The organism is Micromonospora sp. NPDC006431 (assembly GCF_042870725.1).
Classification (GTDB): domain Bacteria; phylum Actinomycetota; class Actinomycetes; order Mycobacteriales; family Micromonosporaceae; genus Micromonospora.
Genome location: NZ_JBIAHQ010000001.1, coordinates 90,670 through 103,440 on the forward strand (window position 1 = coordinate 90,670; position 12,771 = coordinate 103,440).

The following is a 12,771-nucleotide window of genomic DNA, read 5'->3' on the forward strand; positions in this document are numbered from 1 at the left end:
CGCGACCTCCCGGAGCGCCAACGTCAGATGCGCCGGCGCGGAATGCGGCGGCGGACCACCCCCGGGAAACCGACCGCCGGCCAGCCGTCCAACTCCGACGGCGGCATCCCGCGGCGGAGCATGTCGTCCAGGAGCAGGGCGAGGGAGTAGTCGGGGCGGGTGGCGAGCACGCGTTCCAGGGCCACCGCCGCCAGGGCACCGTGCCCCGCCCGCCAGGCCGCGAAGGCGAGCAGACTGCCGGGGGCGGCGATCAGCTCCGGCTCGGCCCGGCGCAGCACGTCGGTCCAGAGGCTGATGTCGGCGTCCCGGCCGTCGGTCCGTTCCCAGGCGTGGTCGCGTACCGGGAGTTGGGTGAGGAGCACGGTCAGCCAGGCCACCTGGTCGTCGCCCAGCCGCTCGCCGCGCCGGTGCCGGCGGAACGCGTCGCGCACCGCCGCGACGCCCGCGGAGCGTACGGAGCGGCCACCGGCCAGCGCGGTCTCGGCCGCCTCCTCGGTCAGCTCAGCCAGGCGTCGGCGCGCCCGGACGGTGGCCCGGCGCATGGCCACCCGGACCGGCCCGTCGAGCGCGGCCACCTGTGCGGTCAGCGCGGCCCGGTCGGGCAGAGCCACCTGACCGGCGAAGACGGCCGCCGCGCTGACCTCGCTGGCCCCCGGGTCGTACGGGGTGCCGTCGGGCGGGCAGCACTCGGGCTCGGTGCAGAGGTACGACCACCAGCGCCCGTCGGTCACCCGCAGGGCGTCGAGGACGAGCAGCCCGGCGTCGTCCAGCGCCTCGCCCACCGCGTCGACCGCGCCGGTCACCCGGGTGGCCGGGCCGTACCCGATCACGGTGGCGGCCTCGCTGCCCTGCCGGGCGATGACCTGCGCGAGATGGCGGGCGGCCGGACCCGGGTCGGATCCCGGTTCGGGCAGGTCGCCCCGGGCGGCGAAGACCACCCGCCGGCCGCGTAGCGCCACCACCACCAGGCTGTCGGCCGGGTGGAAGCCGAGCAGGTACGGCACGGCGGCGATCAGGTCGGCGGGCGAGCGGACGGCGAGCCGGGGGCGCGGGGTGGGAGTCATGCCGGGAGCGTGCGGGGGTTGGATGCCGGCGCGACAGGCCCTGTGGACGACACGCGGGTTATCCACAGATACGGAGAGTATCGATGCAGGTGAGCGCCGAACGGCAGGCGTCCGAACCGCTCACCGCCCCACGAGGACCGTCCCGACCGGCTACCTTGCGCTCATGGACCTGGCGTACCTGCGGGCACACCCGGAGCACCTGCCGGCCTTCCTGACCCACCAGCGGATCCGGGAGACGCCGGTCTCCGGCGGGGACATCTGCGCCGCGTCCCGGCTCACCCTCGACGACGGGCACTCGATCTTCGCCAAGACCTGGCCGGAGAAGCCGGCCCGGCCGGTGCCGGAGGACTTCTTCGCCACCGAGGCGGCCGGCCTCCGCTGGCTGCGCGAGCCGGGCACGGTGGCCGTACCGGAGGTGGTGGTGGCGCTGCCGGAACTGCTGGCGCTCGACTGGGTCGAGCCCGGCGAGCCGACGCCGGAGGCGGCCGAGCGGTTCGGCCGCGAGCTGGCCGGGCTGCACCGGGCCGGAGCGCCCACCTTCGGCGCCGAGTGGCCCGGATTCATCGGTGCGCTGCCGCAGGACAACACCCCCGACCCCGGCCCCTGGTCGGCGTGGTTCGCCCGCCGTCGGTTGATGCCGTACCTGAAGATGTCGGTCGACGACGGCGCGCTCAGCGGCGCGGACGCCAGCCTGGTCGAGGAGCTGATCGGCCGGATCGGCGAGTTCGGCGGGGACGAACCGCCGGCCCGGATCCACGGCGACCTCTGGCCGGGCAACCTGCTCTGGGGGGCGGACGACCGGGTCTGGCTGGTCGACCCGGCGGCGCACGGCGGCCACCGGGAGACCGACCTGGCGCAGTTGGCGCTCTTCGGCGGCCCGTCGCACCTCGACCGGATGATGGCGGCCTACCGGGAGGCATGGCCGCTGGCCGACGGCTGGCGGGAGCGGGTGCCGTTGCACCAGCTCCACCTGCTGCTGGTGCACGCCGCCCTGTTCGGCGCGGCGTACCGGGATGCGGTGGTCTCCGCCGCCCACAGTGCGCTGGGGGGCGCCGGACGCGCTACGGTCGACAAGTGACCACCGCCCCGACGACCGACGGAGTCCTCGTCGACCGGTACGGTCGGGTCGCCCGGGACCTACGGGTCTCGCTGACCGACAAGTGCAACCTGCGCTGCACCTACTGCATGCCGGCCGAGGGCCTGCCCTGGCTCTCCGGGCCGCAGCTGCTCACCGACGACGAGATCATCCGGCTGATCCGCGTCGCGGTGCACCGGCTCGGGGTCACCGAGGTGCGTTTCACCGGCGGCGAGCCGCTGATCCGGCCCGGCCTGGTCGGCATCGTGTCGGCGGTGGCCGCGCTGCGACCCCGGCCCCGGATCTCCCTGACCACCAACGGCATCGGCCTGGCCCGCCTCGCGCCCACCCTGCGCGCCGCCGGTCTCGACCGGGTGAATGTCTCGCTCGACACGGTGGACCGGACCCGGTTCGCCGAGCTCACCCGGCGGGACCGGCTCGATGACGTGCTTGCCGGGCTGGCCGGCGCGGCGGCCGCCGGGCTGACCCCGGTGAAGGTCAACGCGGTGCTGATGCGCGGGGTCAACGACGACGAGGCCCCCGCGCTGCTCCGGTTCGCCCTGGCGCACGGCTACGAGCTGCGGTTCATCGAGCAGATGCCGCTGGACGCGCAGCACGGCTGGGACCGCAGCCGGATGGTCACCGCCGACCAGATCCTGGCCGACCTGCGCGCCGAGTTCGACCTGAGCACCGATCCGGCCGAGCGGGGCGCATCCCCGGCCGAGACCTGGCTGGTGGACGGCGGACCGGCCCGGGTCGGGGTGATCGCCAGTGTGACCCGAGCCTTCTGCGGCGACTGCGACCGGACCCGGCTCACCGCCGACGGCCAGGTCCGCGCCTGCCTCTTCGCCACCGAGGAGTCCGACCTGCGCGGCGCGCTGCGCGCCGGGGTGGACGACGCCGAGCTGGCCCGCCGCTGGCGGACCGCGATGTGGGGCAAGCGGGCCGGGCACGGCATCGACGATCCGGCCTTCCTGCAACCCGCCCGGCCCATGTCGGCGATCGGAGGCTGACCGGTGGAGCTGACCGTCCGCTACTTCGCCGGCGCGCGTGCCGCCGCCGGCCGGGCCGAGGAGACCGTCTCCGGCGGCCGGTCCCTCGACGAGCTGGTGGACGAGCTGGCCGAGCGGCACGGCGAAGGGCTGAGCACCGTGCTGAAGGCGGCCAGCTTCCTGGTCGACGGCCTGGCCTGCCATGATCGTCGGGCACCGCTGCCGGCCGGGGCGACGGTCGACGTACTGCCCCCGTTCGCGGGCGGCTGAGGAGGCTCGCGTGTTGGCGATGGCAACGTTCCTTGGCTTCGCCGTGCTCGTCACCGCCCTGATCCACCTCTACCTGTGGAAGCGGCTGATCCGCGACACCACTCGGCCCGGACGCTGGCGGCGCGTCGGCGGGATAGCGCTGCTGCTGCTGGCGCTGCTGGTGCCGGCCACCATGATCGCGACCCGCGGCGGGGTGCATTGGCTGGCCTGGCCGGGCTACCTCTGGCTGGCCCTGATGTTCTATCTGCTGGTCCTGCTGCTGGTGCTGGAAGTGCCGCTGGCGGTGGCGAAGCTGGCGCTGCGGCGCCGGGCACACGCCACCCGGGTCGGCCGGCCGGCGCCGGTCGGGGCCGGTGGCGCCGCCGGCCCGCCGGATGCCGCGACCACCGAGGCGGGAGCACCCGCCGGTACAGCGGCCGTCGGCCCGTCGGACGCCGCGACCACCGAGGCGGAAGGCCCTACGGCCGGCCTCGCCCGGGCGTCGTCCGTCGCCCTCGCCGAGCCGCCGGCCAACCCGCCCGCCGGGCCGGCGACCGGCCCCGCGGACCCGCCGCCGACCGGCACCACGGAGGCACCCGCCCCGGCCCCCGACCATGACCCGTCCCGCAGGTTGCTGCTCACCCGGGGCGCCGCGATCTTCGCCGGGCTCACCGCCGCCAGCCTCACCGGGTACGGCGTCCGCACGGCGATGGGACCGCCGCAGCTGGACCGGGTGCAGATCCCGCTGGCCAAGCTCCCCCGCAGCATGGACGGGCTGCGGATCGCCACCGTCTCCGACATCCACCTGGGGCCGCTGCGCGGGCGGTCGCACACCGAGCGGATCGTCGCGATGATCAACCGGCTCGACGCCGATCTGGTGGCGGTGGTCGGTGACCTGGTCGACGGCTCGGTCGCCGAGCTGGGCGCGGCGGCGGAACCGTTGCGCGACCTGCGGTCCCGATACGGCAGCTTCTTTGTCACCGGCAACCACGAGTACTACTCCGGCGTCGAGGAATGGGTCCAGGAGGTGGACCGGCTCGGCCTGCGGGTCCTCCAGAACGCGCGCCAGGAGATCCGGGCCCGAGGTGGCGTACTCGACCTGGCAGGGGTGAACGACGTCACCGCCGCCGGCACCGGGCTGGCCGCCCCCGCCGACTACGCCGCCGCCCTCGGCGACCGGGACCCGAGCCGACCGGTGGTGCTGCTGGCCCACCAGCCGGTGGCCGCGTACGAGGCGGCGAAGTACGGCGTGGACCTGCAGCTCTCCGGGCACACCCACGGCGGGCAGATGGTGCCGTTCAACCTGCTGGTGGGGCTTCAGCAGCCGGTGGTCTCCGGCCTCGGCGAAGTGGACGGGACCAAGGTCTACGTGACCAACGGCGCCGGTTTCTGGGGCCCGCCGGTGCGGGTCGGCGCGCCGCCACAGGTGACCCTCGTCGAACTCCGCACCCAATAGCCCGAACCGGCTGCCGGGTCCAGCACGGGATTGCTCAGGTCACGCGTACGCGTGGCGGCGGGCGGGCCGGGGACGGCTCGTGGCAGGATGCGGCGTGCCTCCGTTCAGCGCCGTACCCCCCGGTGGCCTCCCGCCGTTCGTCGCGGATCTGCACATCCACTCGAAGTACTCGCGCGCGTGCAGCCGGGACCTGACCCTGCCGAACCTCGGATGGTGGGCCCGGCGCAAGGGCGTCGGCGTCCTCGGCACCGGTGACTTCACCCATCCCGCCTGGTACGACCACCTCCGCGAGACGCTGCACCCGGCCGAGCCCGGCCTGTTCCGGCTCAGCCCGGATGCGGAGCGGGACATCGCCCGGCGGCTGCCACCCCGGCTGGCCAGCACGGCGGAGGCGGACCCGGTCCGGTTCCTGCTCAGCGTGGAGATCTCCACGATCTACAAGCGGGACGACCGGACCCGGAAGGTGCACCACCTCATCTACCTGCCGGACCTGGACGCGGTGGCCCGGTTCAACGCCGCGCTGGGGCGGATCGGCAACCTGGGGTCGGACGGCCGGCCGATCCTCGGCCTGGACTCCCGGGACCTGCTGGAGATCACGCTGGAGGCCAGCCCGGACGGCTACCTGGTGCCGGCGCACATCTGGACGCCGTGGTTCTCCGCGCTCGGCTCGAAGTCCGGCTTCGACGCGATCGCCGACTGCTACGCCGACCTGGCCGAGCACGTCTTCGCCGTGGAGACCGGCCTCTCCTCCGACCCGGAGATGAACTGGCGGGTCGGCAGCCTGGACCGCTACCAGCTCGTGTCCAACTCGGACGCGCACTCGCCGCCCGCGCTGGCCCGCGAGGCCACCGTCTTCAGCTCGGCCCGCGACTACTTCGCGATCCGCGAGGCGTTGCGCACCGGGGACGGGCTCGCCGGCACCGTCGAGTTCTTCCCGGAGGAGGGCAAGTACCACGCCGACGGTCACCGGCTCTGCGGGGTGAACTGGGCGCCCGAGCGGACCCGGGAGGCCGGCGGCCGGTGCCCGGAGTGCGGCAAGCCGCTGACGGTGGGCGTACTCAGCCGGGTGGAGGAGTTGGCCGACCGGCCTGAGGGGCACCGGCCGGCGCACGCCCGCGAGGTGACCCACCTGGTGCCGCTGGCCGAGATCCTCGGCGAGATCAACAAGGTGGGTGCCCGGTCGAAGAAGGTCGAGGGGAAGCTCAACGAGCTGATCGCCGCGCTCGGCCCGGAGCTGGAGATCCTGACCGACACCCCGCTGGACGAGATCGGCCGGGTCGGCGGCGAACTGCTCGCCGAGGGCATCGGCCGGCTCCGCCGCGGCGAGGTGCGCCGGGTCCCGGGCTACGACGGCGAGTACGGGGTGATCACCTTGTTCGACCCGGCCGAGCTGGGTGGCGGTGCCGCGCCGAACGCGCAGGACACCCTCTTCGACGTACCCGTGCCCGCGCCGCGGAAGCCCGCGGAGCCGGCGCCGAAGCCGAAGGCGAAGCGCCCGGCGACGGCCAAGCCGGAGCCGAAGCGGAAGCCCGTCCCGCCACCGCCGCCACCGATCGCGCCGGTGCCCTCTCCGCACGAGCCCTTCGAGCCGATGCTCGCCGGCATGGAGGAGGTCGGCACCGGTCTGCTGGACCGGCTCGACGCGATGCAGCGGGTGGCGGCCTCCGCACCGGGTGGCCCGCTGCTCATCGTGGCCGGTCCGGGCACCGGCAAGACCCGGACGCTGACCCATCGGATCGCGTACCTCTGCGCGGAGCTGAACGTCTTCCCGGAGCAGTGCCTGGCGATCACCTTCACCCGCCGGGCGGCCGAGGAGCTGCGGCACCGCCTGGACGGGCTGCTCGGCCCGGTCGCCGAGGACATCACGGTCGGCACCTTCCACTCGCTGGGGCTGACCATCCTGCGGGAGAACGCCGCGGCCGCCGGGCTGCCGGCCGATTTCCGCATCGCCGACGACGCGGACCGCGCGGCGGCCCGGACCGACGCCGGTGACGACGACGACCGGTACACCTCGCTGCTGCGCAAGCGGGATCTGGTCGACCTGGACGAGCTGCTCACCCTGCCGGTGGCGCTGCTGATGGCGGACCGGAAGCTGGTCCGCGAGTACCGTGAGCGCTGGAAGTGGATCTTCGTCGACGAGTACCAGGACGTCGACGCCGTCCAGTACGAGCTGCTGCGGCTGCTCAGCCCCGCCGACGGCAACCTCTGCGCGATCGGCGACCCCGACCAGGCGATCTACTCGTTCCGGGGCGCGGACGTCGGCTACTTCCTGCGCTTCTCCCAGGACTTCACCGACGCCCGGCTGGTCCGGCTGAACCGCAACTACCGCTCCTCGGCCCCGATCCTGGCCGCCGCGGTGCAGGCCATCGCGCCGTCGTCGCTGGTCCGTGGCCGCCGGCTCGACCCGGCCCGGCTCGATCCGGAGGCCCCGCTGGTCGGTCGCTACGCCGCGGCCTCCGTCGCGGACGAGGCCGATTTCGTGGTACGCACCGTCGACGAGCTGGTCGGCGGCCTGTCCCACCGCTCGCTCGACTCGGGCCGGATCGACGGCCGGTCCACCTCGCTGTCGTTCTCCGACATCGCCGTGCTCTACCGCACCGACTCGCAGGCCGCACCGATCGTGGACGCCCTGGCCCGGGCCAACATCCCGGTGCAGAAGCGCTCGCACGACCGGCTCCGCGACCGGCCCGGGGTGACGGCGATCGCCCGCGAGCTGCGGCACGCCGGGCTGGACGGCTCGTTGGCCGCCCGAGTCCGGCTGGCCGGGCAGATCCTGGCGGAACGCTTCGCCGTGCCGACGCTCGACGGCGCCGGCTCGGTACGCCCCGAGGACGTCCGCACCGCGGTGGACCTGCTCACCCCGCTGGCCCGGCGCTGCGGCGACGACCTCGGGGTCTTCCTCTCCCAACTCGACACCGGGGCCGAGGTGGATGCCCTGGATCCGCGCGCCGAGGCGGTCACCCTGCTCACCCTGCACGCGGCCAAGGGCCTGGAGTTTCCGGTGGTCTTCCTGGTCGGCGCGGAGGACGGGCTGCTGCCGCTGCGCTGGCCGGGGTCGGAGCCGGGCGACGACGCGATCGCCGAGGAGCGCCGGCTCTTCTTCGTCGGGCTCACCCGGGCGCAGGACCGGCTGTACGTGAGTCACGCCGCCCGGCGGATCCGGCACGGGTCGGAGCGCGAGTGCCGCCCGTCACCGTTTCTCGACGTGATCGACCCGGGGCTCTTCGAACGGTTCGGCGAGGCCGAGCCCCGCCGCCCCAAGGACCGCCAGCTCCGCCTGATCTGAAGGGAGAGGGGCCCTGCTCAACGGCGGACGGCCTCCCGGGCTGCCCGGTCGACCGACCGGCGGGGACGCTCGGTGGTCACCACCACGGCCACCCCGGCGACGATCACCGCCCCGCCGAGCAGCACCTGGGTGGTGACCGGTTCGGCGGCGAACAGCGCGCCGAGCGCCACCGCGACCACCGGGTTCACGTACGCGTAGGTGGCGACGAGGGAGATCGGGGCGTGGTGCAGCAGCCAGACGTACGCGGTGAAGGCGACCAACGAGCCGGCCACCATCAGGTACAACAGCGCCGCCCAGGAGCGGCCGGTCACCTGGGCCGGGGAGAAGTCGCGCAGCTCGCCCCGGACGGTGGCGAGCACGGTGAGCGCCGCCGCGCCGGCGACCATCTCGTAGACGGTGGCCACGAACGGGTCGGCGGGCATCCGGATGCGTCCGGAGAGATAGGAGCCGACGGACCAGCAGGTGGCCCCGACGACCACGGTGAGCGCGCCGACCACCGGTACGCTGCCCGGCCCACCGGTGGGAAGAACGAGCAGGACGAGCCCGACGAAGCCGAGGGCCACCCCGGCGAAGGTCCACAGCCGGGGCCGGTCGCCGCCGAGCGTACGCAGCAGCACGACCAGCAGCGGAACGGTGGCCACCAGCAGCGCGGCGATGCCGGAGGGCAGCGCCACGCCGGCCGGGCCGGACTCGGCGAGGACCACGAGCCCGTTGCCGCCGGCGAGCAGGAGCACGCCGACCAGGGCGGCGGACCTGAGCTGCCGAAGATCGACGCGGAGCGCCCCCGGCCCGCGGCGGAGCCGGAGCACCAGGGCGAGCACTCCAGCGGCGGCGGCGAACCGCATCGCCGCGGAGGTGAGCGGCGGCAGCGACTCGACCGCGACCCGGATGCCCAGGTAGGTCGAGCCCCAGAGCACGTAGACGAGGACCAGTGCGGTCCAGACGAACGCGGGACGGGCGGCGGTGGGGGCGTGGTCGACGGTCGACGTCGCAGCTGTGGGGCGTGAGCTCATCGGTGGACCAGGCTACGGTGACCAGGGCACGGTGTCCCCGGTTGGTGGCCGGCCTCTCACCCACTGGCGTATCCAGGAGGACCTCCCATGTCGAATTTCGGACCACCGGGTGGCGGCTCCCCCGACCCGTGGGACGGACGGCGACCCGAGGACGACTACGCCCCGCCGGCCGACCCTCGCTACGACCCGGGGTACGCCCGGCAGCCGCGCGGGTGGGGCGAGCCGCCCGCCCAGCGGCACGAGCCGACCGTCGGCTGGGACACCGGGCAGCCGGCCCACCAGGGGTACCCGCCGACCGCGCCCGGCTACGCCGAGCCGGCGTACGCCGAGCAACCGCCGTACGCCGCTCATCCGCCCCACGCCGGCCAGCCGCCCTACACCGAGCCGACGCCGTACGCCGAGCCGACGCCGCCGAAGCGCGGCCGGGGCCGGCTGGTCGCGGTGCTGGCCGGGCTGGCGGTGCTGGTGCTCGGCGGCGCCGGGGCGTACTGGGTCCTCGGCCGGGACGAGCCGGCCCGGGTGAGCGGCTCCGGCGCGCCGGCCTCCGCGGCAGCCGATCCGACCGCGGGGGCGAGCACGTCCCCCGATCCGGCGACCACCACCCCGGCTCCGGCGACCTCGACCGACTCGCGCTTCGTCAAGGCGGGTCAGTGCGTCCGCAACGAGGGCGTGGACGGGCAGCAGCCGAAGCTGGCGATCAGCGAGTGCGGCGCGAAGACCTACCAGGTGTTGCGCCGGTTCGACGGTCCGACCAGCGGCCAGAAGGACGCCGAGGCGAAGTGCGGCAAGGTCGAGGGCTACACCGACTGGTACTTCTTCGACAGCGAGTTGGACACCCTCGACTTCGTGCTCTGCCTCAAGCGCCGCTGAGCTGCGCTGCTGAGCTGCGCTGCTGACCTGCGCCGCTGGCCTGCGCCGTTGGCCTGCGACGCGACGGCACGGCCGACGGTAACCAAAACTAGGGCTGTCTAGCGTGGATGCTAGACAGCCCTAGTTTTCTGTCGAGGAGCCCGACACGCCGGTAGCCCCATCTACGGATGTCTAGCCTCTCAGCTAGACGGCCCGATACTCTGCGATTCGTGGATCCGGTCCGCAACCCGTACGCCCCCGGTGCCGGCCAGCGCCCGCCCGAACTCGCTGGCCGGGGACGCGAGCTGGACGTCTTCGACGTGGTGCTGGAACGGATCGCCCGGGGCCGCCCGGAACGCAGCCTGATGCTCACCGGACTGCGCGGGGTGGGCAAGACGGTCCTGCTGAACACCCTCCGCTCGCAGGCGATCAGCCACCTCTGGGGCACCGGCAAGATCGAGGCCCGGCCCGACCAGTCGCTGCGCCGGCCGATCGCCGCCGCGCTGCACATGGCGGTCCGCGAGCTGGCACCCCGGCACCGCGCCCCGGACCGGATCGACGCCTTCCTCGGCGTGCTCAAGGCGTTCGCCCAGCGCACCGCGCCCACCGGACGCGGCGGGGCCGCGCCGAAGCTGCGCGACCGCTGGCAGCCGGGCATCGACGTGCCGGCCAGCAGCGGCCGGGCCGACTCCGGGGACATCGAGATCGACCTGGTCGAGCTGCTCACCGACGCCGCGGCAGTCGCCACCGACGTGGGCACCGGCGTCGCGATCTTCATCGATGAGATGCAGGACCTCGGCGCGGAGGACGTCTCCGCGCTCTGCGCCGCCTGCCACGAGCTGTCCCAGCTCGGCGCGCCGCTGATCGTCGTCGGCGCCGGGCTGCCGCACCTGCCGGCCGTGCTCAGCGCCGCGAAGTCGTACTCCGAGCGGCTCTTCCGATACCAGCGGATCGACCGGCTGGACCGGATCGCCGCCGATCAGGCGCTCTGCGCGCCGGCCGAGCGGGAGGACGTCGAGTACGAGCCGAAGGCCCTCGACCTGCTCTACGAGAAGTCCGGCGGATACCCCTACTTCGTCCAGGCGTACGGGAAGGCCACCTGGGACCACGCGCCCCGCTCGCCGATCACCGCCGCCGACGTCCGGGTCGCCGCACCCGAGGCGGAGGCCGAGCTGGCCGTCGGGTTCTTCGGATCCCGGTTCGAGCGGGCCACCCCGGCCGAACGCGAGTACATGCGGGCGATGGCGACGCTCTCCCTGGTGGAAGGGGAGGAGAACGGCCGGGACGACATGGATGCGGCGGTACCCACCGCGGAGATCGCCCGGGCGCTGGGCCGCAAGCCGGCCAGCCTCTCACCCGCCCGGGACGCCCTGATCAAGAAGGGGCTGATCTACTCCGGCGAGCGCGGCACGGTCGCCTTCACCGTCCCGCACTTCGGCCGGTACCTGCGCACCCAGCCGGCCTGACCACCCGGCTCACACCTTGGCCCAGGGCGGCGGGAAGAGCACCTCACCCCCCGGCGGTGGGGCCTCGTCCGTGGTGGACGGGGGCAGCACCAACGCCTGCCACGGCTCCCCGAGCCCCGACCAGGGGCTGGTCAGTCCCTGCCGGTCCGCCCGGCTGAACCCGAAGCGGCGGTAGAACGCCGGGTCGCCGAGCACCACCACCAGCCGCTCACCCAGCTCGGTCGCGGCATCCAGGGCCGCCTGCACCACCGCCGTGCCGTGCCCGATCCGCTGCCGGTACGGCGCGACCGCCACCGGCCCGAGCGCCAGGGCCGGGTACGCCGCATCGTCGCTGCACACCCGCACCCGGGTCAGCAGCGCGTAACCGACGACCTCGCCGCCGTACTCGGCGACCATGGCCAGCTCCGGGATCCAGGCTTCGCTGTGCCGGAGGTCGTCGACCAGCCCCACCTCGGGCGGGGTGGCCACGTCGGGGCGGGCGAAGGCGGTCGCCAGCACCCGGGCGACCGGTGCCTCGTCCGCCGGATCCTCGGGTCGGAGTCGCAGGGTCGTCACCCGCGCGACCTTACCGTCCGAACCCGGTCCATCAGCGACGGTCGCTGAAATCAGCCCGGCGACCGGGCCGGCCGGACGTCCATGTCGGCCGATCTCGTTCGAGTGTTGCCGGGGTGGTGAGCGGCCCGACGGGGTATGACTGGTTTATGAAGCCCGTGCGCTCCCTCGCCCGAGTCATGTTGAGCGGCATCTTCGTGGTCAGCGGCGCCCGCAACCTGCAGAACCCGGGACGGCTGGTCACGGCCGCCAAGCCGGTCACCGACCGGGTCGCCCCGCTGATCCAGAACCTGCACCCACGGATCCCGACCGACACCGAGACACTGGTCCGCGCGAACGCGGCCACCCAGCTCGTCGGCGGGCTGATGCTGGCGACCGGCAAGTTCACCCGGCCGGCCGCGCTCGTCCTCGCCGGGACCCTGGTGCCGACCACCTTCGCCGGCCATCCCTTCTGGAGCAACGACGACCCGATGGCGCGGAACAACAACCAGGTCCACTTCCTGAAGAACCTCGGCCTCTTCGGCGGCCTGCTCCTCGCCGCCGCGGACACCGGGGGCAAGCCCGGACTGCGCTGGCGGGCCGGTCACCGGATCGACCACTCGCGCCGCTCGGTGCAGCGGGCGGTCCGGACCGCCCGCCGAGAGGCGAAGATCGCCGTACGCTCGGCGGCCTCCGCCCGCCGAATACCGGGTTGACCTGCATCAATACGGCCTCCACCCCCCGCAAGGCCACTAATCACCTGAACCGTCCGAGACCCGTTAACGCGATG

General features: G+C 74.1%; 10 protein-coding genes and 1 pseudogene. 8 read left to right on the plus strand and 3 right to left on the minus strand.

Annotated features, from left to right (window positions below; all coding sequences use genetic code 11):
- Window positions 1-23: 23 nt before the first annotated feature.
- Window positions 24-1,064 (minus strand): DUF4192 domain-containing protein, encoded by a 1,041-nt coding sequence (locus ACFYM6_RS00470; protein WP_387270876.1) that lies wholly within the window; start codon window positions 1,062-1,064, stop codon window positions 24-26.
- Between the two features lie 163 nt (window positions 1,065-1,227).
- Here ACFYM6_RS00470 and ACFYM6_RS00475 point away from each other — a divergent pair, with 163 nt between their 5' ends.
- From ACFYM6_RS00475 to ACFYM6_RS00495, 5 genes and pseudogenes are all read left to right on the plus strand, one after another.
- Window positions 1,228-2,142: a fructosamine kinase family protein gene (locus ACFYM6_RS00475; protein WP_387270878.1), complete on the plus strand. Its 915-nt coding sequence runs from the start codon at window positions 1,228-1,230 to the stop codon at window positions 2,140-2,142.
- Window positions 2,139-3,152 (plus strand): GTP 3',8-cyclase MoaA, encoded by a 1,014-nt coding sequence (gene moaA / locus ACFYM6_RS00480; RefSeq protein WP_387270880.1) that lies wholly within the window; start codon window positions 2,139-2,141, stop codon window positions 3,150-3,152. Before ACFYM6_RS00475 ends, moaA begins: the two co-directional genes overlap by 4 nt.
- A 3-nt stretch (window positions 3,153-3,155) precedes the next feature.
- On the plus strand, window positions 3,156-3,401 hold the full coding sequence (locus tag ACFYM6_RS00485) for a MoaD/ThiS family protein (protein ID WP_387270881.1): 246 nt from the start codon (window positions 3,156-3,158) through the stop codon (window positions 3,399-3,401).
- Between the two features lie 88 nt (window positions 3,402-3,489).
- Window positions 3,490-4,836 (plus strand): annotated as a pseudogene (locus tag ACFYM6_RS00490) (metallophosphoesterase); the annotation flags it as partial.
- A gap of 94 nt (window positions 4,837-4,930) precedes the next feature.
- Window positions 4,931-8,122: a UvrD-helicase domain-containing protein gene (locus tag ACFYM6_RS00495; RefSeq protein WP_387270883.1), complete on the plus strand. Its 3,192-nt coding sequence runs from the start codon at window positions 4,931-4,933 to the stop codon at window positions 8,120-8,122.
- Window positions 8,123-8,139: 17 nt separating this feature from the next.
- On the opposite strand, the gene ACFYM6_RS00500 is transcribed toward ACFYM6_RS00495, so the two are convergent.
- On the minus strand, window positions 8,140-9,135 hold the full coding sequence (locus ACFYM6_RS00500) for an EamA family transporter (RefSeq protein WP_387270885.1): 996 nt from the start codon (window positions 9,133-9,135) through the stop codon (window positions 8,140-8,142).
- Between the two features lie 87 nt (window positions 9,136-9,222).
- Here ACFYM6_RS00500 and ACFYM6_RS00505 point away from each other — a divergent pair, with 87 nt between their 5' ends.
- Together ACFYM6_RS00505 and ACFYM6_RS00510 are read left to right on the plus strand one after the other, a co-directional pair.
- The gene (locus ACFYM6_RS00505) at window positions 9,223-10,005 is read left to right on the plus strand and encodes a flagellar basal body protein FliL (protein WP_387270887.1); all 783 of its coding nucleotides are present in this window, start codon (window positions 9,223-9,225) and stop codon (window positions 10,003-10,005) included.
- 209 nt (window positions 10,006-10,214) lie between these two features.
- On the plus strand, window positions 10,215-11,450 hold the full coding sequence (locus tag ACFYM6_RS00510) for an AAA family ATPase (RefSeq protein WP_387270889.1): 1,236 nt from the start codon (window positions 10,215-10,217) through the stop codon (window positions 11,448-11,450).
- Window positions 11,451-11,459: 9 nt separating this feature from the next.
- Here ACFYM6_RS00510 and ACFYM6_RS00515 read toward each other — a convergent pair whose 3' ends face one another.
- Window positions 11,460-12,005, minus strand: coding sequence for a GNAT family N-acetyltransferase (locus ACFYM6_RS00515; protein WP_387270891.1), 546 nt, complete (start codon window positions 12,003-12,005; stop codon window positions 11,460-11,462).
- A gap of 146 nt (window positions 12,006-12,151) precedes the next feature.
- Here ACFYM6_RS00515 and ACFYM6_RS00520 point away from each other — a divergent pair, with 146 nt between their 5' ends.
- Window positions 12,152-12,697, plus strand: a complete 546-nt coding sequence (locus ACFYM6_RS00520) for a DoxX family protein (protein WP_357434389.1) — start codon at window positions 12,152-12,154, stop codon at window positions 12,695-12,697.
- Window positions 12,698-12,771 lie beyond the last annotated feature (74 nt).

Bases quoted from the DNA above. Each gene is read 5' to 3' on its own strand.
- ACFYM6_RS00475 (WP_387270878.1), top strand. From the start codon at position 1,228: ATGGACCTGGCGTACCTGCGGGCACACCCGGAGCACCTGCCGGCCTTC.
- ACFYM6_RS00500 (WP_387270885.1), bottom strand. From the start codon at position 9,135: ATGAGCTCACGCCCCACAGCTGCGACGTCGACCGTCGACCACGCCCCC.
- ACFYM6_RS00520 (WP_357434389.1), top strand. From the start codon at position 12,152: ATGAAGCCCGTGCGCTCCCTCGCCCGAGTCATGTTGAGCGGCATCTTC.
- ACFYM6_RS00505 (WP_387270887.1), top strand. From the start codon at position 9,223: ATGTCGAATTTCGGACCACCGGGTGGCGGCTCCCCCGACCCGTGGGAC.
- ACFYM6_RS00470 (WP_387270876.1), bottom strand. From the start codon at position 1,064: ATGACTCCCACCCCGCGCCCCCGGCTCGCCGTCCGCTCGCCCGCCGAC.